Annotated in this window: 20 protein-coding genes and 1 tRNA gene; 17 read left to right on the top strand and 4 right to left on the bottom strand. The window is 73.0% G+C overall.

Translation table 11 applies throughout. The features are described from left to right. Positions 1–73 precede the first annotated feature (73 nt). Positions 74–1,225: a uroporphyrinogen-III synthase gene (locus K7854_RS03320; RefSeq protein ID WP_226024817.1), complete on the top strand. Its 1,152-nt coding sequence runs from the start codon at positions 74–76 to the stop codon at positions 1,223–1,225. Between the two features lie 74 nt (positions 1,226–1,299). Here K7854_RS03320 and K7854_RS03315 read toward each other — a convergent pair whose 3' ends face one another. Continuing rightward, positions 1,300–1,830 (bottom strand): anthrone oxygenase family protein, encoded by a 531-nt coding sequence (locus K7854_RS03315; RefSeq protein WP_226024816.1) that lies wholly within the window; start codon positions 1,828–1,830, stop codon positions 1,300–1,302. A gap of 213 nt (positions 1,831–2,043) precedes the next feature. On the opposite strand from K7854_RS03315, the gene K7854_RS03310 reads away from it, so the two are divergent. The 6 genes from K7854_RS03310 to K7854_RS03285 all read left to right on the top strand — a co-directional run bounded on the left by K7854_RS03310 (position 2,044) and on the right by K7854_RS03285 (position 9,100). Further along, on the top strand, positions 2,044–2,634 hold the full coding sequence (locus K7854_RS03310) for a CGNR zinc finger domain-containing protein (RefSeq protein WP_226024815.1): 591 nt from the start codon (positions 2,044–2,046) through the stop codon (positions 2,632–2,634). A 195-nt stretch (positions 2,635–2,829) separates the two neighbouring features. Next, the gene (locus tag K7854_RS03305) at positions 2,830–3,354 is read left to right on the top strand and encodes a sigma-70 family RNA polymerase sigma factor (protein ID WP_007450155.1); all 525 of its coding nucleotides are present in this window, start codon (positions 2,830–2,832) and stop codon (positions 3,352–3,354) included. A gap of 71 nt (positions 3,355–3,425) precedes the next feature. Beyond that, a complete protein-coding gene (rsuA, locus tag K7854_RS03300) occupies positions 3,426–4,214 on the top strand; it encodes an anti-sigma U factor RsuA (protein WP_226024814.1) in 789 nt (262 codons plus the stop codon). A gap of 80 nt (positions 4,215–4,294) precedes the next feature. After that, positions 4,295–6,631, top strand: a complete 2,337-nt coding sequence (locus tag K7854_RS03295; protein WP_226024813.1) for a HelD family protein — start codon at positions 4,295–4,297, stop codon at positions 6,629–6,631. Positions 6,632–7,050: 419 nt separating this feature from the next. After that, positions 7,051–8,466: an NAD-dependent malic enzyme gene (locus K7854_RS03290; RefSeq protein WP_226024812.1), complete on the top strand. Its 1,416-nt coding sequence runs from the start codon at positions 7,051–7,053 to the stop codon at positions 8,464–8,466. 352 nt (positions 8,467–8,818) lie between these two features. After that, a complete protein-coding gene (locus K7854_RS03285; protein WP_004987462.1) occupies positions 8,819–9,100 on the top strand; it encodes an HU family DNA-binding protein in 282 nt (93 codons plus the stop codon). Between the two features lie 186 nt (positions 9,101–9,286). Here the strand turns inward: K7854_RS03285 and murA are convergent, their stop codons facing one another. After that, the gene (murA, locus tag K7854_RS03280; RefSeq protein ID WP_226024811.1) at positions 9,287–10,633 is read right to left on the bottom strand and encodes a UDP-N-acetylglucosamine 1-carboxyvinyltransferase; all 1,347 of its coding nucleotides are present in this window, start codon (positions 10,631–10,633) and stop codon (positions 9,287–9,289) included. Positions 10,634–10,866: 233 nt separating this feature from the next. Here murA and K7854_RS03275 point away from each other — a divergent pair, with 233 nt between their 5' ends. The 10 genes from K7854_RS03275 (at position 10,867) to K7854_RS03230 (ending at position 23,546) form a co-directional block, all read left to right on the top strand. Then, complete coding sequence (locus tag K7854_RS03275) at positions 10,867–11,439, top strand: YqgE/AlgH family protein (RefSeq protein ID WP_226024810.1); 573 nt, start codon at positions 10,867–10,869, stop codon at positions 11,437–11,439. 30 nt (positions 11,440–11,469) lie between these two features. Next, positions 11,470–11,754, top strand: a complete 285-nt coding sequence (locus tag K7854_RS03270; RefSeq protein ID WP_030402030.1) for a DUF3039 domain-containing protein — start codon at positions 11,470–11,472, stop codon at positions 11,752–11,754. Between the two features lie 251 nt (positions 11,755–12,005). After that, positions 12,006–13,304, top strand: coding sequence for an extracellular solute-binding protein (locus tag K7854_RS03265; RefSeq protein WP_226024809.1), 1,299 nt, complete (start codon positions 12,006–12,008; stop codon positions 13,302–13,304). Further along, a complete protein-coding gene (locus K7854_RS03260; RefSeq protein ID WP_226024808.1) occupies positions 13,301–14,266 on the top strand; it encodes a carbohydrate ABC transporter permease in 966 nt (321 codons plus the stop codon). The genes K7854_RS03265 and K7854_RS03260 overlap by 4 nt, the downstream gene beginning before the upstream one ends. Further along, positions 14,263–15,108, top strand: coding sequence for a carbohydrate ABC transporter permease (locus tag K7854_RS03255; RefSeq protein ID WP_226024807.1), 846 nt, complete (start codon positions 14,263–14,265; stop codon positions 15,106–15,108). Before K7854_RS03260 ends, K7854_RS03255 begins: the two co-directional genes overlap by 4 nt. Before the next feature lie 4 nt (positions 15,109–15,112). Then, positions 15,113–16,771, top strand: coding sequence for a beta-N-acetylhexosaminidase (locus K7854_RS03250; protein WP_226024806.1), 1,659 nt, complete (start codon positions 15,113–15,115; stop codon positions 16,769–16,771). A 282-nt stretch (positions 16,772–17,053) separates the two neighbouring features. Further along, positions 17,054–17,947 (top strand): FAD binding domain-containing protein, encoded by an 894-nt coding sequence (locus K7854_RS03245; protein ID WP_226024805.1) that lies wholly within the window; start codon positions 17,054–17,056, stop codon positions 17,945–17,947. After that, complete coding sequence (locus K7854_RS03240) at positions 17,944–20,352, top strand: 2Fe-2S iron-sulfur cluster-binding protein (protein WP_226024804.1); 2,409 nt, start codon at positions 17,944–17,946, stop codon at positions 20,350–20,352. Before K7854_RS03245 ends, K7854_RS03240 begins: the two co-directional genes overlap by 4 nt. Next, on the top strand, positions 20,349–22,670 hold the full coding sequence (locus K7854_RS03235) for a xanthine dehydrogenase family protein molybdopterin-binding subunit (protein WP_226024803.1): 2,322 nt from the start codon (positions 20,349–20,351) through the stop codon (positions 22,668–22,670). Before K7854_RS03240 ends, K7854_RS03235 begins: the two co-directional genes overlap by 4 nt. 171 nt (positions 22,671–22,841) lie before the next feature. Then, on the top strand, positions 22,842–23,546 hold the full coding sequence (locus K7854_RS03230) for an SUKH-4 family immunity protein (protein ID WP_226024802.1): 705 nt from the start codon (positions 22,842–22,844) through the stop codon (positions 23,544–23,546). On the opposite strand, the gene K7854_RS03225 is transcribed toward K7854_RS03230, so the two are convergent. Together K7854_RS03225 and K7854_RS03220 are read right to left on the bottom strand one after the other, a co-directional pair. Next, positions 23,513–24,523, bottom strand: coding sequence for an aldo/keto reductase (locus tag K7854_RS03225; protein ID WP_226024801.1), 1,011 nt, complete (start codon positions 24,521–24,523; stop codon positions 23,513–23,515). The two genes, K7854_RS03230 and K7854_RS03225, sit on opposite strands and share 34 nt — an antisense overlap. A gap of 93 nt (positions 24,524–24,616) precedes the next feature. Then, positions 24,617–24,691 (bottom strand) — tRNA-Cys (locus K7854_RS03220). Positions 24,692–24,802: the final 111 nt, after the last annotated feature.

The following is a 24,802-nucleotide window of genomic DNA, read 5'->3' as shown; positions in this document are numbered from 1 at the left end:
ACGTGACTGTGCACGCGGGTGTGAACGGATCGGAGCGCGGCGGGCGATGGACGACGTAAGCGAGGCGGGTGGCATGGACGAGGGAACGCAGCGACCCGACCACGGCCCCCTGGCCGGGTTCACCGTGGGCGTGACCGCCGCCCGCCGGGCCGACGAACTGGGCGCGCTGCTCCAGCGGCGCGGTGCCACCGTGCTGCACGCGCCGGCGCTGCGGATCGTGCCGCTGGCCGACGACGGCGAGCTGATGGCCGCGACCAAACGCATCGTCGACCAGGCACCGGACGTCGTCGTCGCCACCACCGCCATCGGGTTCCGGGGCTGGGTCGAGGCCGCCGACGGCTGGGGGCTCGGCGAGACGCTGCTGGAGCGGCTGCGCACGGTGGAGCTGCTGGCGCGCGGGCCCAAGGTCAAGGGCGCGGTACGGGCCGCGGGGCTGACCGAGCGGTGGTCGCCCGCCTCGGAGTCCATGGCCGAGGTCCTGGACCGGCTCCTGGAACAGGGGGTGGAGGGCCGCCGGATCGCCGTGCAACTGCACGGGGAGCCGCTGCCGGGGTTCGTGGAGGCGCTGCGGGAGGGCGGCGCCGAGGTGGTGGGCGTGCCGGTGTACCGCTGGCTGCCGCCGGAGGACCTCGGGCCGGTGGACCGGCTGCTGGACGCCGCCGTGTCGCGCGGCGTGGACGCGGTGACCTTCACCAGCGCGCCCGCCGCGGCGTCCCTGCTGGGCCGGGCCGAGGAGCGGGGCCTGCTGCCGGAGCTGCTCGCCGCGTTCGGCCACGACGTGCTGCCCGCCTGCGTCGGGCCGGTCACCGCGGTGCCGCTCCAGGCGCACGGCGTCGACACGGTCCAGCCCGAGCGCTTCCGGCTCGGGCCCCTCGTCCAGCTGCTCTGCCAGGAACTGCCGGCCCGCGCCCGGGCCCTGCCCGTCGCCGGGCACCGGCTGGAGATCCGCGGACACGCGGTGCTCGTCGACGGGGAGCTGCGGACCGTGCCGCCCGCCGGCATGTCCCTGCTGCGCGCCCTGGCCCGGCGGCCCGGCTGGGTCGTGCCCCGCGCGGAGCTGCTGCGCGCCCTGCCGGGCACCGGCCGCGACGAACACGCCGTCGAGACCGCCATGGCCCGCCTCCGCACGTCCCTCGGCACCCCGAAGCTGATCCAGACGGTCGTCAAACGCGGCTACCGCCTCGCCCTGGACCCACCCACGGACGCCAAGTACACAACCGACTGACCCCCTGACCCCCCGGCCCTTCCGCACCCGCGGCGCCTCCACCCGCTCGCCGCGACCAGTCGCCCTCGGGTGTGTCAGTGCGGTGGCGCCGGGGAGGGCGTGGTTGCCGGTCGGGAGGGGCGGTTCCGGGTGGCCAGGCCCGTGGCCAGGCAGGCCGTCGCCAGGGTCGACAGGGCGGCGCGTACGGCGTTCCACGCCACCCACGGGTCCTCGAACCGCTCGCGCAGCGCCGCCGGGTCGCCGGGGCCGGCCAGGGCGTCGTTGAGGGGGACGTTGCCGACGACGGTGACCAGGAAGGCGAGCGCGTACGCCGTCGCGCCGGCCCGGATCCACCAGCGGCCGGGCAGCCCGCGCGACTGCCACCCCGCCAGGCCCGCGAGGGCGAGCGCGCCCATGAAGACCAGCAGGAACACCGGGTTCTGGATCACGTCGTTGACGTCGCGCATCACGTCGACGTACACCCGGTCCCCGCTGCGCGCCAGCGCCGGCATCACGGCGCAGGCGAAGACGTAGAAGGTCCCGGCCATCAGACCCGCGGCGACCGTGGCCGCGACCAGTACTCCAGCGGCGGTGCGGGACCGCCGTTCCCCGTTGGTGTTCGTCATGCGTCCAGTCAACGCGCGGCCCGGCGCGCCGGACATGGCCCGGGCGCGCGGGCGCATGCGCGAGCGTCCACGCGGGAGCGGTACGAGGGGTTCCGGGCGCGGGAGCGGGCAGGCACTGTAGAGGGGAGCGGTCCGCGTGCGGCCCGCGCGGTCTCCCTGCTCCCCTTTCCGGGCCCGTGCCTGAGCGGGCAAGCCCTAGGCGGTGACAGGAACATGGCACTGGGCACGGCCACCGACCCGTACGAGCTGCGGTTCGACACCGGGCGGATCTGTCTGGACCTCGTCGCCACCACCCACCCCGCCGAACGCCTCGGCTCCGTCGACGCCCTGCGTGCCTGGATCACCGGCTCCGGACTCGTCCCGCCCGGCACCCCGCTGGCCCACGCCGACCCCTCCTGGCTGACCGGCTTCCGCGAACTGCGCGGCGAGACCGCCCGGTTGGTGCGCGGCCGCCCGGTGCCCCCCGACCGCCGCCACGAACTCGCCCTCGCCCGCGTCAACGAACTCGCCCTCGCCGCACCGCCCGCCCCCCGTGCGGTACCCGGCCGGGACGGCGCACTGGTGCGGGAGCTGACCGGGCCACCGCGGTGCGCCGCGCTGCTCGGCGCCCTCGCCCGGGACGCCGTGGACCTGCTCACCGACCCCGTCGCACGGGCGAGCCTCAGGCAGTGCGCGGGCGACAACTGCCCCATCGTGTACGTCGACACCTCCCGCGGCCGCCGCCGGCGCTGGTGCTCCAGCGAGATCTGCGGCAACCGCGAGCGCGTCGCCCGGCACCGCCGCCGCGCGGCCCTGGCCCGGTAAGTACCCGTAGGTTCCCCCGCGTCCCGTTCGTCACGCCGCCCCCGGGAAAACTCTCATCTCGTTTTGAACACGCCGCACTTCGCGTCCGTACCGGATGGGCGAGCGACCGACTGGGGGATCCCCCGGACACCGGAGGTGGGCGTGCGCAAGGATTCCGTCGTGGCCAACGAACGTGGTGCGAGGGCCCGACATCGCATGTCCCAGTCGTCCTCGGAGCCCGACGAGGAGCTGATGCGCGCGCTGTACCGCGAGCACGCCGGCCCCTTGCTGGCCTACGTGCTGCGGCTGGTCGCGGGGGACCGCCAGCGCGCCGAGGACGTCGTCCAGGAGACGCTCATCCGGGCCTGGAAGAACGCCGGTCAGCTCAACCGTGCGACCGGATCGGTACGCCCCTGGCTGGTGACGGTCGCCCGGCGCATCGTCATCGACGGCCACCGCAGCCGGCAGGCCCGGCCGCAGGAGGTCGATCCGTCGCCGCTGGAGGTCATCCCCGCGGAGGACGAGATCGACAAGGCGCTGTGGCTGATGACGCTGTCGGACGCGCTCGACGACCTGACCCCGGCCCACCGGGAGGTCCTCGTCGAGACGTACTTCAAGGGGCGTACCGTCAATGAGGCGGCGCAGACACTGGGCATACCCAGCGGCACCGTTCGCTCCCGGGTGTTCTACGCCCTGCGTTCGATGAAGCTGGCACTGGAGGAGCGGGGGGTGACGGCGTGATGAGCGGCTACGGGGGAGTTCAGGGATTCGGCGGGGGATTCGGCCCGGACGACACGGGTAATCCTGTCCCCATGCAGGGAGCACCGGCGCCGAACGAGCACGAGACCGTCGGCGCCTACGCCCTCGGGATCCTCGACGACGCCGAGGCGACGGCCTTCGAGGCCCACCTCGCCACCTGCGAGTGGTGCGCCCAGCAGCTCGACGAGCTGGCCGGCCTGGAGCCGATGATGGCGGCCCTCGCCGACCTGCCCGGCACCGGTACGCCCGCGATCGCCGAGTCGCTCACCGTCAAGCCCAGCCCGCGGCTCTCGGAGAAGCTCGTCGACGAGGTCGCCGAACGCCGCGCGAGCAAGCGCCGCCGCAACTTCTACCTGGTGGGCACCGCCGCCGCGCTGATCATCGGCGGCCCGTTCGCCGCCGTGGCGACCACGGGCGGCGGCGGTGGCGGCGGTGACGACGGCGGCAGCCCCAGGGCCGAGGCCTCGCAGCAGGCGGCGAGCCCGGCCGAGGCCGCGTTCGCCGCCATGCCGGACCGGGTCACCGCCACCGACCCGGCCACGCAGGTCAGCGCGACCGTGGCGCTGGAGAAGAAGGCCTGGGGCACCGAGACGGTCCTGGAGCTGAAGAACCTCAAGGGCCCCCAGAAGTGCTCCCTGATCGCCGTCGGCAAGAACGGCGAGCGGGAGACCCTCACCTCCTGGACGGTCCCCGACTGGGGCTACGGCATCCCGGGCGCCACCACCGACAAGGGCAAGAAGCCGCTCTACGTGCACGGCGGCGCCGCCTTCGAACCCAACCAGATCTCCCACTTCGAGGTCATGACCTTCGACGGGAAGCGACTGGTGGAGGTCGACGCGTAGCCGGCCGCGGGCGTGCCGTGGCTTCCTGGGCCCCCTTCGCGTATTTTTGACGGCTGCCCAGCACGTCAGAAGGGGGCCCGGTGGCCGCACAGGCGCAACAGGATTCGGCGGTCGACTCGGAGCACGACCCGGTACGCGGGGACTCCGCACGGGAGGACTCCGTACGGGACCGAGAGATCGACGTGGAACAGGCGCACCTCGACCGGGTGTACCGCCGCCTGGAGGAGAAGATCCACGAGGCGGAGTTCCTCATGCACGACGCCGCCCAGCGCGGCCACGTCGGCACGCCCGGCGCCCTGGCCGAGCGCGACGCGCAGGTCTTCCGGGCCGGCATCCACCTCAACCGCCTGAACAACGAGTTCGAGGACTTCCTGTTCGGCCGCATCGACCTGCTCCTCGGCAAGGACGGGAAGAAGGGCCCGGACGGCGCGTACACGGCGGTCGAGCCCGCCGAGGGCGCCCTGCGCCCCGACGGCACCGCCGACATCGCCGAGACCCTGCACATCGGCCGGATCGGCGTCCTGGACGAGGACTACGCCCCGCTGGTCATCGACTGGCGGGCGCCCGCCGCCGCCCCCTTCTACCGGTCCACGCCGGTCGACCCGGGCCGGGTCGTGCGCCGCCGGGTGATCCGCTCCAAGGGGCGGCGCGTCCTCGGCGTCGAGGACGACCTGATGCGGCCCGAGATCACCGCCCGCCTGGACGGCGAGGAGCTGGCCGTCGTCGGCGACGGCGCCCTGATGGCCGCCCTCGGCCAGGCCCGTACCCACTCCATGCGGGACATCGTGGCCTCCATCCAGGCCGAGCAGGACCGGGTGATCCGCGCCCCCGCCGCCTCCGTGACCTACGTCGAGGGCGGCCCCGGCACCGGCAAGACCGCCGTCGCCCTGCACCGGGCGGCCTACCTGCTCTACCAGGACCGGCGCCGGTACGCGGGCGGCATCCTGATCGTCTCGCCGACGCCGCTGCTGGTGGCCTACACCGAGGGCGTGCTGCCCTCGCTCGGCGAGGAGGGGCAGGTCGCCATCCGTGCGATCGGTTCACTGGCCGACGACGCGGCCGGGGCGGAGGCCACGCTGTACGACACTCCGGCGACCGCCCGCGTCAAGGGCTCCTCCCGCATGCTCCGGGTGCTGCGCAAGGCCGCGCGCGGGGCGCTGGAGCCGGCCGACTCGCCCACCCTGCTCAGGGTCGTCGCCTTCGGCCGCCGCCTCGAACTGGAGGCCGAGGAGCTGGCCGGCATCCGCCGCACCGTCCTCGGCGGCACCGCGCCCGTCAACCTGCTGCGTCCCCGGGCCCGCCGGCTGCTCCTGGACGCCCTGTGGGAGAAGTCGGGGGCCGCGGCCCGGCACACCGACCCCGAGCTGGCCGCCGAGCTGCGCTCCTCCTTCGACGAGGACGTCAGCTCCGAGGACTCCTTCACCGCCTTCCTCGACGCCTGGTGGCCCGAGCTGACCCCCGCCGCCGTGCTGGCGGCCATGGCGGACGAGCGCCGCCTGGGCCGCTGGGCACGGCGCGTGCTGAACCCCGGGGAGGTCCGCAAGGTCGCCCGTTCGCTGCGGCGCGAAGGGTACTCCGTGCACGACATCGCCCTGCTCGACGAGCTGCAGGCGATCGTCGGCACCCCGGCCCGCCCCCGCAAGCGGCGCGAGGCGGACCCGCTGGACCAGCTCACCGGCCTGGAGGAGCTGATGCCGCAGCGCGAGGAGACCCAGTGGGAGCGCGCCGAGCGCCTCGCGCAGGAGCGCACCGAGTACGCGCACGTCATCGTCGACGAGGCGCAGGACCTCACCCCCATGCAGTGGCGGATGGTCGGCCGCCGCGGCCGGCACGCCACCTGGACCGTGGTCGGCGACCCCGCCCAGTCCTCTTGGTCCGACCCCGACGAGGCGGCCGCCGCCCGGGACGAGGCCCTGGGCACCCGTCCGCGCCGCCGCTTCGAGCTGACCGTGAACTACCGCAACCCGGCCGAGATCGCCGAGCTGGCGGCGAAGGTCCTCGCCCTGGCCATGCCCGGCTCGCCGTCCCCGTCGGCGGTGCGCTCGACCGGCGTGCGGCCGCGCTTCGCGGTGGTGGAGGACTCCCTGGCCGGGACGGTCCGGGCGGAGGCGGCCCGGCTGCTCGGCCTCGTGGACGGCACCGTCGGCGTCGTGGTCGCGATGGACCGGCGCGAGGAGGCCCGGCGCTGGCTGGCCGGGCTCGGCGACCGGGTGGTGGCGCTGGGCAGCCTGGAGGCCAAGGGCCTGGAGTACGACGCCACGGTGGTCGTCTCCCCGGCCGAGATCGCCGACGAGTCGCCCGCCGGACTGCGGGTGCTGTACGTCGCCCTGACCCGGGCCACGCAGCAGCTGACGGTCGTCTCCGGCGAGCGGGACGAGCCGGACGCCTCCGGCGTGCCGGACCTGCTGCGCGACTGAGCGCCGGGCCGGGGACCGGCTCCGGGACGTGCGAAGGGCCCGCGCCGTCGGCGCGGGCCCTTCGCTTGCGTTTAAGTGGCACCGACCCGCCATGCTCGCCTCGCGGCAAGTGGTCGCTCGTAGCGACGAAGGTTGGGCCCGGGGGCTTGGATCGAGCCGGTGCCACGTCCAAGGTAACAAACGATCCCCGCAAGACAATTCCCGTCCCGCGGGTTCCTTCGGCGACCTCGTCGCCTCCCTCGCGACTCTCCCGGTGCCCCCTTCCCCCGACGGGCTACTTCTCGTATGGTGGAAGTCGTTTTCCGAAATCCGGGTGAACAAAAAGTTCGCAATCCGGGGCGGCTACCGCGTACCCAGCGGTAGGTGCGACGATCGGACGGCACAACCCAGTTACACGGTGAAAGCAGAGGAAGTCGGCCATGGCAACGGCGCCCAGCGTCTCCTACTCGATGACGGTCCGACTGGAGGTGCCCGCGGGCGGAACCGCCGTCTCGCAGCTCACCACAGCGGTGGAGTCCGCCGGCGGCTCGGTCACCGGCCTCGACGTCACGGCCTCCGGCCACGACAAGCTCCGCATCGACGTCACCATCGCGGCCGGCTCGACCGCCCACGCCGAAGAGATCGTGGAGCAGCTGCGCGGCATCGAGGGCGTCAGCCTGGGCAAGGTCTCCGACCGTACCTTCCTCATGCACCTCGGCGGCAAGATCGAGATGGCGTCCAAGCACCCCATCCGCAACCGCGACGACCTGTCCATGGTCTACACGCCCGGCGTGGCCCGCGTCTGCATGGCGATCGCCGAGAACCCCGAGGACGCCCGCCGTCTGACCATCAAGCGCAACTCCGTTGCGGTCGTGACGGACGGCTCCGCGGTGCTGGGCCTGGGCAACATCGGCCCGAAGGCCGCGCTGCCGGTGATGGAGGGCAAGGCGGCCCTGTTCAAGCGCTTCGCCGGCATCGACGCCTGGCCGATCTGCCTGGACACCCAGGACACCGACGCGATCGTCGAGATCGTCAAGGCCATCGCCCCGGGCTTCGCCGGCATCAACCTGGAGGACATCTCCGCGCCCCGCTGCTTCGAGATCGAGGCCCGGCTGCGCGAGGCCCTCGACATCCCCGTCTTCCACGACGACCAGCACGGCACCGCCATCGTCGTGCTCGCCGCGCTGACCAACGCCCTGCGCGTGGTGGACAAGCCCATCGAGAACGTACGGGTCGTCATGTCCGGCGCCGGCGCGGCCGGCACGGCCATCCTCAAGCTGCTGCTCGCCGCCGGGGTCAAGAACGCCGTCGTCGCCGACATCCACGGCGTCGTGCACACCGGCCGCGCCGACCTGGTGGACGCCGCGCCCGAGTCCGCCCTGCGCTGGATCGCGGACAACACCAACCCCGAGGGCCTCACCGGCACCCTCAAGGAGGCCGTGCACGGCGCCGACGTCTTCATCGGCGTCTCCGCCCCCAACGTCCTGGACGGCGCGGACGTGGCCGCCATGGCGGACGGCGCGATCGTGTTCGCGCTCGCGAACCCGGACCCCGAGGTCGACCCGGCGATCGCCCGCGAGACGGCCGCGGTCGTCGCCACCGGGCGCAGCGACTTCCCGAACCAGATCAACAACGTGCTGGTCTTCCCCGGCGTCTTCCGCGGCCTGCTCGACGCCCAGTCCCGCACCGTCAACACCGAGATGATGCTCGCCGCCGCGCACGCCCTCGCGGACGTGGTGACCGAGGACGAGATCAACCCGAACTACATCATCCCCAGCGTCTTCAACGACAAGGTCGCCGGTGCCGTCGCGGGCGCCGTGCGGGACGCGGCGAAGGCCGCGGGAGTGGTGGCGTAGGTTCCCCCGACCGGGGAAGGCGGCCCGTGGCACGGTGGTGAGGATCACCACGGCGGGCCGCCCCTCCGGCGCGTCGCGGGATGTCGGGCCTCGGATCGCCCTCTAGGGTTGCGCAAGGCTCAGGCCCTCTCGGCGTGTGACTCCCAAGGGTGTTCTCACGACTCCTGGGGGTGCCGGATTGGCTTTACCGCCGCAGGTGGAGGCAGGATGCCTCCCTGGGCGCGAGGGTCTGACGACCGACCCGGGTCCGGGGAATGTCAGAGGGCCCTGGCAGCATCGGCATCGCTGTGCCCAACATGCGGCTCCGCCGCGTGGCACGCCTCAACGGCAAGAAGAACACGGGAGTAACAACATGAACCGCAGTGAGCTGGTGGCCGCGCTGGCCGACCGCGCCGAGGTGACTCGCAAGGACGCCGACGCCGTGCTGGCCGCGTTCGCCGAGGTTGTCGGCGACATCGTCTCCAAGGGCGACGAGAAGGTCACCGTCCCCGGCTTCCTGACCTTCGAGCGCACCCACCGTGCCGCTCGCACCGCCCGCAACCCGCAGACCGGCGAGCCGATCCAGATCCCGGCCGGCTACAGCGTCAAGGTCTCCGCGGGTTCCAAGCTCAAGGAAGCCGCCAAGGGCAAGTGATCGCTCCGCTCTGAGCGCAGGGGACTGCGCGGATCGTTCGTTCGGGATGCGGGCGTTTCGCGGCTGCGGGTCGTTCGTGGCTGGTCGCGCAGTTCCCCGCGCCCCTTCCGGGGCGCACCACGCAACGCCGATGGGGCGGCCACCCGGGTCCGGGTGACCGCCCCATCGGCGTGTTCGGGGGGCCGTCTAGCCGAGGGCCTTGCCCGGGAGTTCCACCTTTGCGCCCAGCTCCACGAGCTTGTCCAGGAAGTTCTCGTAGCCGCGGTTGATCAGGTCGATGCCGTGCACCCGGGAGGTGCCCTGGGCCGCGAGGGCGGCGATCAGGTACGAGAAGCCGCCGCGCAGGTCGGGGATGACCAGGTCGGCGCCCTCCAGTTTGGTCGGCCCGGAGACGACGGCCGAGTGCAGGAAGTTGCGCTGGCCGAAGCGGCAGTCGGAGCCGCCCAGGCACTCGCGGTAGAGCTGGATGTGGGCGCCCATCTGGTTGAGCGCCGAGGTGAAGCCCAGCCGGGACTCGTACACCGTCTCGTGGACGATGGACAGGCCCGTGGCCTGCGTCAGGGCGACCACCAGGGGCTGCTGCCAGTCCGTCTGGAAGCCGGGGTGCACGTCCGTCTCCAGGGCGATGGACTGCAGCCGCCCGCCCGGGTGCCAGAAGCGGATGCCCTCGTCGTCGATCTCGAACGCGCCGCCCACCTTCCGGAAGGTGTTCAGGAACGTCATCATCGAGCGCTGCTGGGCCCCGCGGACATAGACGTTGCCCTCGGTGGCCAGCGCCGCCGAGGCCCAGGAGGCCGCCTCCAGGCGGTCCGAGAGGGCACGGTGGGTGTAGCCGCCCAGCTCGTCCACACCGGTGATGCGGATCGTGCGGTCGGTGTCCATGGCGATGATCGCGCCCATTTTCTGCAGGACGCAGATCAGGTCCTCGATCTCCGGCTCCACGGCCGCGTTGGACAGCTCCGTGACGCCCTCGGCGAGCACGGCGGTCAGCAGCACCTGCTCGGTAGCGCCGACCGACGGGTACGGCAGCCGGATCTTGGTGCCGCGCAGCCGCTGCGGAGCCTCCAGGTACTGGCCGTCCGCCCGCTTCTCGATCTTCGCGCCGAACTGGCGCAGCACCTCGAAGTGGAAGTCGATGGGCCGGCCGCCGATGTCGCAGCCGCCCAGGCCGGGGATGAAGGCGTGCCCGAGGCGGTGCAGCAGCGGGCCGCAGAACAGGATCGGGATGCGCGACGAACCCGCGTGGGCATCGATGTCGGCGACGTTCGCGCTCTCCACGTGGGAGGGGTCGAGGACCAGCTCGCCGGGCTCCTCACCCGGACGGACGGTCACCCCGTGCAGCTGCAGCAGCCCGCGTACGACCCGCACGTCGCGGATGTCCGGCACATTGCGCAGCCGGCTCGGCGCACTGCCCAGCAGGGCGGCCACCATGGCCTTCGGCACGAGGTTCTTCGCACCGCGGACCCGGATCTCGCCCTCCAGCGGGGTCCCGCCGTGGACAAGCAGTACGTCATCAGCGCCGTTGACGGTCATGAATCTCGCGTTCCGTGGGGTTGGGCAGGGGCCAGAAGGGAAAGGGTAATCGTCTTGTACCCCCCTTCAGGGCGCCTCCGCACGGTCCTGCAACGTCATGGATTTGTCACAACACGCGGCGTTCACCGGCGCGTACAGGGGGTCACGATCGAGGGACGTGCGCGGGTGCGTGTTCACTCCCGTGCCCCCGATTGCCTCCCCACGGGAGGGGAACATGCGGGATCATGTCTGGCATGACCGAGGTGTCCTCGCTCACGGGGCGACTGCTCGTGGCAACGCCCGCCCTGGCGGACCCGAACTTCGAGCGTGCGGTGGTGCTCCTCCTCGACCACGACGAGGAGGGCTCCCTCGGTGTCGTCCTCAACCGCCCCACGCCGGTCGACGTGGGCGACATCCTGGAGGACTGGGCGGACCTGGCCGGCGAGCCGGGCGTCGTCTTCCAGGGCGGCCCCGTGTCGCTGGACTCGGCCCTAGGCGTCGCCGTCGTCCCCGGCGGGGCGACCGGCGAGCGGACGCCGCTGGGCTGGCGGCGGGTGCACGGCGCGATCGGCCTGGTGGACCTGGAGGCACCCCCCGAGCTGCTGGCCTCCGCCGTCGGCGCGCTGCGGATCTTCGCCGGGTACGCGGGCTGGGGACCCGGCCAGCTGGAGGACGAGCTGACCGAGGGCGCCTGGTACGTGGTCGAGTCCGAGCCCGGCGACGTGTCCTCGCCGTTCCCGGAGCGGCTCTGGCGCGAGGTGCTGCGCCGCCAGCGGGGCGAGCTGGCGATGGTGGCGACGTATCCGGACGACCCGTCGCTCAACTGAAGCGTGTGAGCTTCAGTACCCTTGGCGGTTATGAGCACTCTCGAGCCCGAGCGCGGGACAGGTACGGGAACCCTCGTCGAGCCGACGCCGCAGACGTCCCACGGCGACGGCGATCACGAGCGCTTCGCGCATTACGTCCAGAAGGACAAGATCATGGCGAGCGCCCTCGACGGCACCCCCGTCGTGGCGCTGTGCGGCAAGGTCTGGGTACCGGGCCGCGACCCGAAGAAGTATCCCGTCTGCCCCATGTGCAAGGAGATCTACGAATCCATGAGCGGCGGCGGGGACGAGGGCAAGGGCGGCGACAAGAAGTAGGCGCCGAGAAGCGGTAGGCCCGCGAGAGCGGTGCCGCTGCCCGTACAGACCTCTCAGATCTTCCCGAAGGCCCCCGGAGTGTGCCCGCGCACACTCCGGGGGTCTTCGTGCGTCCGGCGGATCGACAAAGAGGTTTACGAAATGGTTCAGACCTCTTGTGGACAGGTTCATGTCTCCCTACGCTCCTGGGTGTTGTGCAGAGCGAAACCGTCATTGCATATGTTGCAACGCACGTCCGGAGGAAAGACTCCATGAAGCTCGCCCCCCGCCTGGCCGTACTGCTGGCCGCGGCCGTCGTCGCCGCGACCGCCTGCGCCCCCCAGACGTCCGACAACTCCTCCTCCGGCAAGGACGAGAAGAGCGGCACGCTGCGCGTCTGGCTGTTCCAGGAGGTCAACAACAAGCCGAAGGAAAAGGTCGTCGACGCGGTCCTCGCCGACTTCAAGAAGGCGCACGAGGACACGAAGGTCACCGTGGAGTACATCCCGGTCGAGACCCGTGCCCAGCGCATCAAGGCCGCCTTCAACGACCCCAAGAGCGCCCCCGACGTCATCGAGTTCGGCAACACGGACACCGCCGGCTACGTCAAGGACGGCGGACTCGCCGACCTGACCGAGGAGTTCGCGGCCTGGGACGAGGCCAAGGACGCCGACCCCACCGCCCGCCAGTCGGTCACCGTGGACGGAAAGGTCTACGGCGCCCCCTACTTCGTCGGCGTCCGCGCCCTCTACTACCGCACCGACGTCTTCGACGAACTGGGCCTGAAGGCCCCCAGGACGCTGGACGAACTGGCTGCCACCGCCAAGCAGGTGCACGCCGCCAAGCCCGACCTCTACGGCATCGCGGTCGGCGGCGCCTACACCTACGGCGCGATGCCCTTCATCTGGGCCAACGGCGGTGAACTCGCCACCGGCAAGGGCGGCTCGTACGCCTCCGCCATCGACAGCGCCGCCGCCCGCAAGGGCATCGAGGCGTACACGTCCCTGTTCGGGGACGGCAACTGCCCCGCCGCCAAGTGCGCCGGCATGGGCGGCAACGACACCGTCACCGCGTTCGCCTCCGGCAAGGCGGCCATGGCCATCGGCGGCGACTTCAGCCACCAGGCCGTGGAGGCCGGCAAGGCGAAGGGCAAGTACGCGGTCGTGCCGCTGCCCGGCGTGAAGTCCGGCTCCATCGCCCCCGCCTTCGCGGGCGGCAACAACGTCGGCGTCCTGAAGAGCACCTCGCACCGCACCCTCGCCGTCGACCTGATGAAGCGGCTCGCGTCGAAGAAGGCGCAGGGCGAACTGTTCGACGCGATGGGCTTCCTGCCGACCTTCACGGACGTACGGCAGCAGGTGGCGGCCAAGGAGCCGTTCGTGAAGCCGTTCGTCGACACGCTCGCCGCGGGCACCAAGTTCGTGCCGGCCTCTCCGGCGTGGGCGACGATCGACTCCTCGCAGGTGCTGCCGACGATGTTCCAGGAGGTGATCAGCGGCAAGAAGGACGTGGGCGCTGCCGCTGGGGATGCGGCTCGGAAGATGGATGACGCGTTTGGCTCCGCCGGATGACGGGTTCGCCTATGAGCTCGGGGGGCGTTGTTCGTGGGCGGGTGCGGGTGCGTCGTGGCTTGTCGCGCAGTTCCCCGCGCCCCTTCGGGGGCTCCTCCGCTACCCCCTGGATATATCTTGCCCCCGCTCTTGTGGTCCTCGGTGGGCTGCTGGTCTACCCCGTCTATCAGCTCGGGCTGATCTCCTTCCTGGAGTACACGCAGGCTCAGGTCAGTGGTGGGGAGCCGGCGACCTTTCAGGGGTTCGGGAACTATGCGGAGCTGTTCGGGGACGGGGAGTTCTGGCGGGTGCTGCTCGCCACCGTCGTGTTCGCCGCCGCCTGTGTGGTGTCGACGCTGGCGGTCGGGTGCGCGCTCGCGGTGCTGCTCACGCGGGTGCGGGCGGTGCCGCGGCTGGCGCTGATGCTGGCGGCGCTGGGCGCGTGGGCGACCCCGGCGGTGACCGGGTCCACGGTCTGGCTGCTGCTGTTCGACCCCGACTTCGGGCCCGTCAACCGGATGCTGGGGCTCGGCGACCACTCCTGGACCTACGGGCGGTACAGCGCCTTCCTGCTGGTGCTGCTCGAAGTGGTCTGGTGCTCCTTCCCGTTCGTCATGGTCACCGTCTACGCCGGGATACGGGCCGTACCGGCCGAGGTGCTGGAGGCCGCCGCGCTCGACGGGGCCTCGCAGTGGCGGATCTGGCGCTCGGTGCTCGCGCCGATGCTCCGGCCGATCCTGGTGGTCGTCACCATCCAGTCGGTCATCTGGGACTTCAAGGTCTTCACCCAGATCTACGTCATGACGGGCGGCGGCGGCATCGCCGGCCAGAACCTCGTGCTCAACGTCTACGCCTATCAGAAGGCCTTCGCGTCCTCGCAGTACAGCCTCGGCTCCGCGATCGGCGTGGTCATGCTGCTGATCCTGCTCGCGGTGACGCTGGTCTACCTGCGGCTGCTGCGCCGCCAGGGGGAGGAGCTGTGAATCTTCTGCGCGCGCAGGTGCGCCGTCCGTGGCGGCTGGCGGCCGAGGCGTCCGCGCTGCTGATCGCCGTCGTGGTCGCCTTCCCGCTGTACTGGATGGTGCTGAGCGCCTTCAAACCGGCCGGGGAGATCGAGTCCACCGAGCCCCGGCCCTGGACGCTGACCCCCTCGCTGGACTCCTTCCGGCGGGTGTTCGAGCAGCAGGAATTCGGCCGCTACTTTCTCAACAGTCTGATCGTGGCGGGTTCCGTCGTGATCGCCTCGGCGCTGATCGCGTTCCTCGCGGCGACGGCGGTGACGCGTTTCCGGTTCCGTTTCCGGACCACCCTGCTGATCATGTTCCTGGTGGCCCAGATGGTGCCCGTGGAGGCGCTCACGATCCCGCTGTTCTTCCTCATGCGGGACTTCGGCCAACTGAACACGCTGGGCTCGCTGATCCTGCCCCACATCGCCTTCTCGCTGCCCTTCGCGATCTGGATGCTGCGGGGTTTCGTGAAAGCGGTCCCGGAGGCCCTGGAGGAGGCCGCCTACATCGACGGGGCGAGCCGGACGCGCTTTCTGTGGCAGATCCTTTTCCCGCTGGTCTTCCCGGGTCTCGTGGCCACCAGCGTCTTCTCCTTCATCTCGACCTGGAACGACTTCCTGTTCGCCAAGTCGTTCATCATCAGCGACACCTCCCAGTCGACGCTGCCCATGGCGCTGCTGGTCTTCTACAAGCCGGACGATCCCGACTGGGGCGGCGTCATGGCCGCGTCCACGGTGATGACGATTCCGGTGCTGGTCTTCTTCGTACTCGTACAACGACGACTCGTCTCCGGCCTCGGCGGAGCGGTGAAGGACTGACGACATGACGGACATGACGGAGGTGACGGCGGTGGCGGACGTGACGGACTCGGCCGATGTGATCCCCCGGCCGCGGCACGCGGTGGCCCAGGACGCCTTCTTCGACCTGGGCCCGGACACCCGGCTGGTGGCCGGCGAGGGCGCCGGGCACACCGAGCGCTGGCTGCGTGCCACGCTGGGCGCGGCCACCGGCCTGCCGCTGGCGCCCGGGGCGGGGGACGGCGGGGGAGTGGTCCGGCTGTCCCTGGACGGCGGACTGGCCGACGAGGGCTACCGCCTCGACGTGGCGCCGGAGGGCGTGCACCTCACCGGCGGCGGTCCGGCCGGCCTCTTCTGGGGCGCCCAGACGCTGCGCCAGCTGCTCGGCCCGGACGCCTTCCGGCGCGCCCCGCTGCCCGGCCGCCGCTGGCGACTGCCGCTGGGCCGCATCGAGGACGCGCCCCGGTTCGGCTGGCGCGGACTGATGCTGGACGTCTCCCGGCACTTCATGCCGAAGGACGGCGTGCTGCGCTACCTGGACCTGATGGCCGCCCACAAACTCAACGTCCTGCACTTCCACCTGACGGACGACCAGGGCTGGCGCATCGAGATCAAACGCCATCCGAAGCTCACCGAGACCGGCTCCTGGCGCTCGCGCACGAAATTCGGTCACCGCGCGTCGCCGCTGTGGGAGGACAAACCCCACGGCGGTTACTACACCCAGGAGGACATCCGGGAGATCGTCGCCTATGCCGCCGCACGGCACATCACCGTCGTCCCGGAAATCGACGTACCCGGACACTCGCAGGCCGCCATCGCCGCGTATCCGGAACTGGGCAACACGGACGTGATCGACACCACCGCCCTGACCGTCTGGGACACCTGGGGCGTCTGCCCGAACGTGCTGGCCCCGACCGAGAACACCCTGCGCTTCTACGAGGGCGTGTTCGAGGAAGTCCTGGAGCTGTTCCCCTCCGAGTTCGTCCACATCGGCGGCGACGAATGCCCCAAGGACCAGTGGCGGGCCTCGCCCACCGCGCAGGCGCGGATCGCCGAACTCGGCCTCGCCGACGAGGACGAACTCCAGTCCTGGTTCATCCAGCACTTCGACACCTGGCTCAGCGAGCGCGGACGCCGGCTCATCGGCTGGGACGAGATCCTGGAGGGCGGACTCGCCAAGGGCGCGGCCGTCTCCTCCTGGCGCGGTTACGCGGGCGGGATCGCCGCGGCGCGCGCGGGGCACGACGTCGTGATGTGCCCCGAGCAGCAGGTGTACCTGAACTTCCGGGAGGACGGCGGCGAGGACGAACCCGTGCCGATCGCCTTCGTGCGCACCCTGGAGGACGTCTACCGGTTCGAACCGGTTCCGGCGGAACTGACCCCGCGGGAGTCCGGACACGTGATCGGCACCCAGGCGAACCTGTGGACCGAGGTGACGGAGAACCAGGAGCGGGTGGACTACCAGCTCTTCCCGCGGCTCGCCGCCTTCGCCGAGGTCGCCTGGAGCGACCTGCCCGCCCCCGCCGACCGGGACTACGCCGCCTTCGAGCGGCGGATGGCCACCCACTACCGGCGGCTCGACGCCTTCGGCGTCGCCTACCGTCCGCCCGCCGGTCCGCTGCCCTGGCAGCGGCGGCCCGGCGTGCTTGGCCGGCCGATGGACGGGCCGCCGCCGAACAAGTGAGCACGTGGGCGAGTGACGGTGTGAGCAAGTAAGGGAAACGCCGAAACGCCCCTAAACGTCACCGAAGAGTGGCAACTCGCGCGCATCGCGCGTAGCTCCGATCGTCGGAGGTCCCGTACGAAAACGGACCATCTCGCCGACGAGGTGGGCGAATGCCTCCTAGCGGACCCCTGCGTTCGGGCCCTGCAAAGATGTGCCAGAGTTGCCACGTCCGCCCTGTCAGGTCGTACCGTACGGCCACATGGGCGGGACCAGGTGGGACAGCGGGAAGGGGCAGTCGGTTTGACCACGCACGCACCGCAGGCGGCGCAGGCCGTCACGCTGCCCACGACACTGGACGAGGCCGTGGCGGCGCTCACCGCGATGCCCGCGGCCGTTCCGGTCGCGGGCGGCACCGACCTGATGGCGGCCGTCAACTCCGGCCAGCTCAGGCCCGCCGCGCTGGTGGGCCTCGGCCGGATCAGCGAGATCCGCGGCTGGCAGTACCAGGACGGGCACGCGCTGCTCGGCGCGGGCCTCACCCACGCCCGCATGGGCCGCCCCGACTTCGCCGCGCTCATCCCGGCGCTCGCCGCCGCCGCGCGCGCCGCGGGGCCGCCGCAGATCCGCAACGCCGGCACCCTGGGCGGCAACATCGCCTCCGCCGCCCCCACCGGGGACGCGCTGCCGGTGCTGGCCGCCCTGGAGGCGACGCTGATCATCGCGGGACCGGACGGGGCCCGCCGTGAGATGCCGGTCTCGCACCTGCTGGCGGGCATGGAGATGCTCCGCGCGGGAGAACTCATCGGCTACGTGCGCGTGCCGCTGCTGCACGCGCCGCAGGTCTTCCTGAAGGCGACCGGCCGCACCGGACCCGGCCGCGCGACGGCCTCCGTGGCGCTGGTCCTCGACCCCGCCCGGCGCGGCGTGCGGTGCGCGGTGGGCGCCATCGCGCCGATGCCGCTGCGGCCCCTGGAGGCCGAGCAGTGGGTGGCCTCGCTCATCGACTGGGACAACGGCCGCGCCGTCGTCCCGGAGGCGCTGCACGGCTTCGGCGAGTACGTCGCCGCGGCCTGCATCCCCGACGCGGACCCGGCGGAGGACGGCTCCGTGCCGCCGCTGCCGCCCGCCGTACTGCACCTGCGGCGCACCGTCGCCGCGCTGGCCCGACGAGCACTGGGGAGGGCGCTGTCGTGACCGACGACCAGCACGGCGACGAGTACGGCGACCAGCACGACGCGCGGCACGACGACCGGCACCCGGGGGGCGCGCCCTCGGGAGGCGGGCGCTGGGACCCGCTGCCCCAGGGCGACTACGACGACGGTGCCACCGCCTTCGTGAAGCTCCCCGAGGGCGGCGTCGACGCGCTCCTCGCCTCCTCCGAGAGCCCGCTGGCCGCGCCCGGACACGGCTACGTGCCGCCCCAGATCACGGTCGCGCCCGCCACCACCGCCGGCACCGATCCGGCCGCCACCGGCTCCTGGACGATGCCGTCGGCCCCGACCGCGCCCGTGGACGGCGCCCAGTGGCAGGTTCCGGACGCCGGCCAGGACCCCGCCGCCCACCAGGGGTACGGCGACTACGCGGCCCAGCAGGACCCGTACGGCGGGGCGGCGCCCTACGGCGCGGACGCCGGACAGGACGACCGGTTCGGCTACCCGCCCGGCGCCACCGGACACTGGGACTTCTCCCAGGCCGCGCAGGCCCCGCACGCCGAGACCGAGGCCGCGGCGGCCAGGTCCGCGCCGGGCCAGGACGTGACCGGGCAGTGGTCCATCCCCGTGGCCGACGGCGACCTGCCGGACGAATCCGGCGAGTTCACCACCTCGTCCCTGGCCGAGCAGTGGGGCACCGGCGCCCCGGCCACCCTCCCCGGCGGCGCCCCCGCGCCCTGGGCGACGCAGCCGACCGGGCGGCCGTGGGGCGAGCCGACCGGACCGGCCGACGAGGAGCGGCCCACCGGGACCGCGCACGGACCCGTCCCCGCCGGGACCGGGCACGACTACGGCACCGGTGCCGACCCACACGTACCGCACCCGTCCGGCCCCGCTTCCGCGCCCGGGCAGGACCTGGAACACGGCTCCCCCGCGCGCGGGCACGGCCCCGAGTCCGGAGCCGGGGCAGGCCCCGGCCGTACCGACCCCGCCGCCGGTCCGCACGGGCCGGACCCGACCGCCGCGTACGGGTCGGCTCCCGCCGCGCGCGGGCCGGGGTACGGCGCCGACGCGGACCACGGCACCGACGCCACCGCCGGCGGTCACGGCACCGACGCCACCGTCGTCGGCCCCGGTCCCGACTCCGCCCTCGGCGGTCACGGCGCCGAGGCCGTGCACGGGTCCGCCCGTGGTCCCGAGTCCGGTGCCGGGGCGGGGCACGGACCCGGCTCCGGGTCCGGCGGTGCCGGGCAGGAGCCGAACTCGCCCGCACCCGCCGCCGACGCGAGCGCGCACCGACCCGGCGCCGTCGGGAACCCGGACGGACCCGGCCTCGCCGACGGCCCGTACGGGCAGGCACCCGCCGCCGACGTCCCGCCGGTGACCGAAGCCGCCGCCGGCCCCGCCGCACCGGGGGGCGACGCGTCCCCTGGGGCCGAGGAGGCCCCTGAGGGCCCGGCAGGGCGGTCGCCGGGCACCGCCGGGGAAGACAGGGCAGGATCCCGCCCGCAGGCCGCTGAAGGCCCCGTGGCGGGCCCCGCACCCGCCGACGGCCGGGAGCACGCGGCCGAGTCCGCCCGGGAACCCGGGCAGGAACCCGCGGCAGAGCCGCGGCCGGAGTCCGCGGCCGAGCCCCGGGGCGTCCCGGCCGGTCACGCGGCCGAGGCGGCGGACGCCGCGGACACAGCCGACGCAGCGGCCGATGCGCGCGCCACCGAGGCCGCACCCGACGGCGCGGAGGAGCCGCCGGCCCCCGCCGGCCCCCAGGAGGAACACCCCCTCGCCTCCTACGTGCTGCGCGTCAACGGCGCCGACCGGCCCGTCACCGACGCCTGGATCGGCGAGTCCCTGCTGTACGTGCTGCGCGAGCGGCTCGGCCTCGCGGGCGCCAAGGACGGCTGCTCGCAGGGCGAGTGCGGCGCCTGCAACGTGCAGGTCGACGGGCGGCTCGTCGCCTCCTGCCTGGTCCCGGCCGTGACCTCGGCCGGCAGCGAGGTGCGCACCGTCGAGGGCCTGGCCACCGACGGACAGCCGTCGGACGTGCAGCGGGCGCTCGCCCGGCGCGGCGCGGTGCAGTGCGGCTTCTGCGTGCCCGGCATGGCGATGACCGTGCACAACCTCCTGGAGGGCAACCCGGCCCCGACCGAGCTGGAGGCCCGCCAGGCGCTGTGCGGCAACCTGTGCCGCTGCTCCGGCTACCGGGGCGTCCTGGAGGCCGTCCAGGAGGTCGTCGCCGAACGCGAGGCGCACGCCGACGCCGACGCGCAGGCGGGCGCCGACTCCGAGGAGCCCCGCATCCCGCACCAGGCCGGTCCCGGTGCGGGCGGCGTCAACCCGGCGGCGTTCGACTCCCAGCCGCCGCCAGGGGCGCCGGACACCACAGGACAGCACGACCACCCGCCGTACGGCGACCACGGCGACCACAGCCGGGACGGAGGCCACGCGTGAGCAACGACGCCGCGACTGCGGAGGCCGAGGGAACCGCCGAGGCGGCACCCCCCGCCCCCGAGCCGATCCCGCACGGCCTCGGCGCGTCCCTGCCGCCCGCCGACGCCCGCGCCAAGACCGAGGGCACCTTCCCGTACGCCGCCGACCTGTGGGCCGAGGGCCTGCTGTGGGCGGCCGTCCTGCGCTCCCCGCACCCGCACGCGCGCATCGTGTCCATCGACACCGCCCACGCGCGCGAGATGCCCGGCGTACGGGCGGTCGTCACGCACGAGGACGTGCCCGGCACCCCGCTGCACGGCCGCGGCGGCCGCGCCGACCGCCCGGTCTTCGCCTCCGACGTCGTACGCCACCACGGCGAGCCCATCGCCGCGGTCGCCGCCGACCACCCGGACACCGCGCGGATGGCCGCCGCCGCCGTCATCGTCGAGTACGAGGTGCTCGACCCGGTCACCGACCCGGAGCAGGCCTTCGAGGCCGAGCCGCTGCACCCCGACGGCAACCTGATCCGGCACATCCCGCTGCGCCACGGCGACCCGGAGGCGGCCGGCGAGGTCGTCGTCGAGGGCCTGTACCGCATCGGCCGCCAGGACCCGGCGCCGATAGGGGCCGAGGCGGGTCTGGCCGTACCGCGTCCCGACGGCGGCGTGGAGCTGTACCTGGCCTCCACCGACCCGCACGGCGACCGGGACACCGCCGCCGCCTGCTACGGCCTGCCGCCCGAACAGGTGAAGATCGTCGTCACCGGGGTGCCGGGCGCCACCGCCGACCGCGAGGACCAGGGCTTCCAGCTGCCGCTCGGCCTGCTGGCGCTGAAGACCGGCTGCCCGGTGAAACTGACCGCCACGCGCGAGGAGTCCTTCCTCGGGCACACCCACCGCCACCCCACCCTGCTGCGCTACCGCCACCACGCGGACGCCGAGGGCCGGGTGGTGAAGGTCGAGGCGCAGATTCTGCTCGACGCGGGCGCCTACGCCGACACCTCCTCCGACGCCCTGGCCGCCGCGGTGGCCTTCGCCTGCGGCCCCTACGTCGTCCCGAACGCCTTCATCGAGGGCTGGGCGGTGCGCACCAACAACCCGCCGTCCGGCCATGTGCGGGGCGAGGGCGCCATGCAGGTGTGCGCCGCGTACGAGGCGCAGATGGACAAGATCGCCAAGAAGCTCGGCCTGGACCCGGCCGAGGTGCGGCTGCGCAACGTCCTGGCCACCGGCGACGTCCTCCCCACCGGCCAGACCGTCACCTGCCCCGCCCCCGTCGCCGAACTCCTCCAGGCGGTCCGCGACTTCCCCCTCCCGGCGCTGCCCAAGGACACCCCCGAGGACGAGTGGCTGCTGCCCGGCGGTCCCGAGGGCGCCGGCGAACCGGGCGCGGTGCGCCGGGGCGTGGGCTACGGCATCGGCATGGTGCACATGCTGGGCGCCGAGGGCGCCGACGAGGTCTCCACGGCCACCGTGAAGGTCCAGGACGGCGTGGCGACGGTGCTGTGCGCGGCGGTGGAGACCGGCCAGGGCTTCACGACCCTGGCCCGGCAGATCGTCCAGGAGACCCTGGGTGTGGACGAGGTGCACGTGGCCCCCGTCGACACCGACCAGCCCCCGGCCGGCGCGGGCTGCCGCGGCCGGCACACCTGGGTGTCGGGCGGCGCGGTGGAACGGGCCGCCAAGATGGTCCGCACCCAGCTCCTCCAGCCGCTGGCACACCAGTTCGGCATGTCGACCGAGCTGCTCCAGATCGCCGACGGCAAGATCACCTCGTACGACGGCGTGCTGTCGACCACCGTCGCCGAGGCGCTGGACGGCAAGGAACTGTGGGCCACCGCCCAGTGCCGCCCGCACCCCACCGAGCCGCTGGACGAGGCCGGTCAGGGCGACGCGTTCGTCGGCATGGCGTTCTGCGCGATCCGCGCGGTGGTGGACGTGGACATCGAGATCGGTTCCGTACGGGTCGTGGAACTGGCCGTCGCCCAGGACGTCGGCCGGGTCCTCAACCCGGCCCAGCTCACCGCCCGGATCGAGGCGGGCGTCACCCAGGGCGTCGGCATCGCGCTCACGGAGAACCTCCGCACCCCGCGGGGCCTGATCCGCCACCCCGACCTCACCGGCTACGCCCTGCCGACGGCACTCGACACCCCCGACATCCGCATCGTGAAGCTCGTCGAGGAGCGCGACGTCGTCGCCCCCTTCGGGGCCAAGGCCGTCAGCGCGGCACCGGTGGTGGCGTCCCCGGCGGCCGTCGCCTCCGCGGTGCGCGCGGCCACCGGACGGCCGGTGAACCGGCTCCCGATCCGCCCGCAGGCCGCGGTGGCGACCGGTCACTGAGCGGACATCGCGCCGCTCGCGCGCGTGAGGCAACGCGGAAGGCACCGGGCGCGTCCTACGGGGCGAACGGGGTCCGTGCGCAGGCGCGTTGTCAGTGGTGGCGCGTAGTCTCCGAAGGAGCGCGAACGACAGCCGTCGGCACCCGGACGGCCATACTTTCTCGGGGGAGACATGCACGCGGTCACTTGCGGTACGACGACCACGCGGGACGCGGCGGCGGACGTCCGCACGACGATCCCCTCGCTGGTCTCCCGGATCCGCCTCGCGACGTCCGTGGAGGACCCGTCGTGGACGCGCGGCGCCGCCCGGCGGCCCCAGGGAAGCTGCGAGCGCCCGTCCCTGTGGAACACCTCCACCCTGATGAGCTGCCTGCTCCTGGCGGTGAGCCACCGCACGGATCCGGGCACCTCCCGCGACCTGCCGCCCCGTTTCCTGGACCGCGAGTTCGGCCGCCACCGGGTGACCCGCTTCGAGGACATCGACTTCCCGAGCACCCTCACCCACGAGCCCACCCGCCGCTTCCTGCGCGACACGGGCCTGCCCGAGGACGCGCGGCCCTTCCGCCTCGACGCGGACGACCTGCCGCTGCCGACCCTGGCGGAGTACTGCGAGGAGCACCCCGGGCACCCCGTCCCGGCCGACGCGGACCGCCTCGTCCGCCTGGGACGGCTGGCCGACGGCGCCCACGTGGTCGTCGACGGCACGACGGGCGCCGTCCTGACCTGGCGGACCCCCGACGGCACCCTCCACCCCCTGGTGACGGACGTCTCCGCCCTCGCCCTCACCCTCTGGGCACTGCGCCGGGCGGGACGGTTGGAGGCGCCGGCCGGCGGTGGCCCGGACTACCGGGAGCCCGCCACGGGGCGCGCCTTGTAGAAGGACTCCTCCAGGTAGGCGGCCTCGTGCGGCTGGTAGGGCTCCTCCAGGTGGGCCGCCTCGCCCTCGTCGAGTTCGACGTCCACCGCGGCGATCGCGTCGGCCAGCTGGGCCGGCTTGGTGACCCCCACGATGGGCGAGGTCACCACCGGGTTGCGCATGACCCAGGCCAGGGCGACCTGCGCCGGGGCCAGACCCCGCCTGCCCGCGATCTCCTGGACGCGCTCGGCCACCGCCTGGTCCTCGTCGCGGTAGAGGATCCCGCCGCCCTCGTCGGTCCCGGCACGCGCCGTGGCGGTGCCCCGGGCCCGTGTCAGCCTGCCCCGCGCCAGCGGGCTCCACGGGATCACGCCGATGCCCTGGTCGGCACAGAGCGGGAGCATCTCGCGCTCCGCCTCCCGGTGGATCAGGTTGTAGTGGTCCTGCATCGACACGAACCGGGTCCAGCCGTTCAGGTCCGCCAGGTACAGGGCCTTGGCGAACTGCCAGGCGTACATGGAGGAGGCTCCGAGGTAGCGGACCTTCCCGGACCTGACCACGTCGTGCAGCGCCTCGAGGGTTTCCTCGATCGGGGTGTCGTAGTCCCAGCGGTGGATCTGGTACAGGTCGATGTAGTCCGTCCCCAGTCGCTTCAGGGAGGCGTCGAGCTCGGCGAAGATCGCCTTGCGGGACAGCCCGGCGCCGTTCGGGCCGGGGCGCATCCGCATCCAGACCTTGGTGGAGAGCACGACCTCCTCGCGCCGGGCGAAGTCCCTGACCGCCTGTCCGACGATCTCCTCGCTGCTTCCGGCGCTGTACCCGTTGGCCGTGTCGAGGAAGTTGACGCCGCCTTCGAGGGCCTGCTTGATGATGCCCCGACTGGCGTCCGCGCCCAGCGACCAGGGCTCGCCGCCCCGGTCCGGCTCGCCGAAGCTCATGCAGCCGAGGGCGATGGCGGAGACTTCCAGTCCGGTCGTTCCGAGTTTGATGTATCGCACGCCTCGGAACCTACGAGCTGAAGCGCGCTCCAACGCAACACGCCTCGGTCCGCAGTTCGGAGGCGTGGGGAAGGCGCGTATTGCTCGCGCTGGTGGAGGCCGTGGCGGGAATCGAACCCGCGTAACTCGCTTTGCAGGCGAGCCCCTCAACCGCTCGGGCACACGGCCGGGTCTTTGACTCGGTGCCTCGACGGTAGGCCGGGGCCGGGGATGTGCCCAAGGGATCCGGGCGGGCCGCAACACGACTGCCATATGCCGTTCATGAACGCTCGTCCGAGC

The organism is Streptomyces hyderabadensis (assembly GCF_020404845.1).
Classification (GTDB): domain Bacteria; phylum Actinomycetota; class Actinomycetes; order Streptomycetales; family Streptomycetaceae; genus Streptomyces; species Streptomyces hyderabadensis.
This window is presented reverse-complemented; position numbering and strand designations above follow the sequence as displayed.

Bases quoted from the DNA above. Each gene is read 5' to 3' on its own strand.
- K7854_RS03315 (WP_226024816.1), bottom strand. From the start codon at position 1,830: ATGACGAACACCAACGGGGAACGGCGGTCCCGCACCGCCGCTGGAGTA.
- K7854_RS03260 (WP_226024808.1), top strand. From the start codon at position 13,301: ATGACGGGTTCGCCTATGAGCTCGGGGGGCGTTGTTCGTGGGCGGGTG.
- K7854_RS03230 (WP_226024802.1), top strand. From the start codon at position 22,842: ATGCACGCGGTCACTTGCGGTACGACGACCACGCGGGACGCGGCGGCG.
- K7854_RS03305 (WP_007450155.1), top strand. From the start codon at position 2,830: ATGTCCCAGTCGTCCTCGGAGCCCGACGAGGAGCTGATGCGCGCGCTG.
- K7854_RS03320 (WP_226024817.1), top strand. From the start codon at position 74: ATGGACGAGGGAACGCAGCGACCCGACCACGGCCCCCTGGCCGGGTTC.
- K7854_RS03250 (WP_226024806.1), top strand. From the start codon at position 15,113: ATGACGGACATGACGGAGGTGACGGCGGTGGCGGACGTGACGGACTCG.
- K7854_RS03290 (WP_226024812.1), top strand. From the start codon at position 7,051: ATGGCAACGGCGCCCAGCGTCTCCTACTCGATGACGGTCCGACTGGAG.
- K7854_RS03275 (WP_226024810.1), top strand. From the start codon at position 10,867: ATGACCGAGGTGTCCTCGCTCACGGGGCGACTGCTCGTGGCAACGCCC.
- K7854_RS03270 (WP_030402030.1), top strand. From the start codon at position 11,470: ATGAGCACTCTCGAGCCCGAGCGCGGGACAGGTACGGGAACCCTCGTC.
- murA (WP_226024811.1), bottom strand. From the start codon at position 10,633: ATGACCGTCAACGGCGCTGATGACGTACTGCTTGTCCACGGCGGGACC.
- K7854_RS03285 (WP_004987462.1), top strand. From the start codon at position 8,819: ATGAACCGCAGTGAGCTGGTGGCCGCGCTGGCCGACCGCGCCGAGGTG.
- rsuA (WP_226024814.1), top strand. From the start codon at position 3,426: ATGCAGGGAGCACCGGCGCCGAACGAGCACGAGACCGTCGGCGCCTAC.
- K7854_RS03310 (WP_226024815.1), top strand. From the start codon at position 2,044: ATGGCACTGGGCACGGCCACCGACCCGTACGAGCTGCGGTTCGACACC.
- K7854_RS03265 (WP_226024809.1), top strand. From the start codon at position 12,006: ATGAAGCTCGCCCCCCGCCTGGCCGTACTGCTGGCCGCGGCCGTCGTC.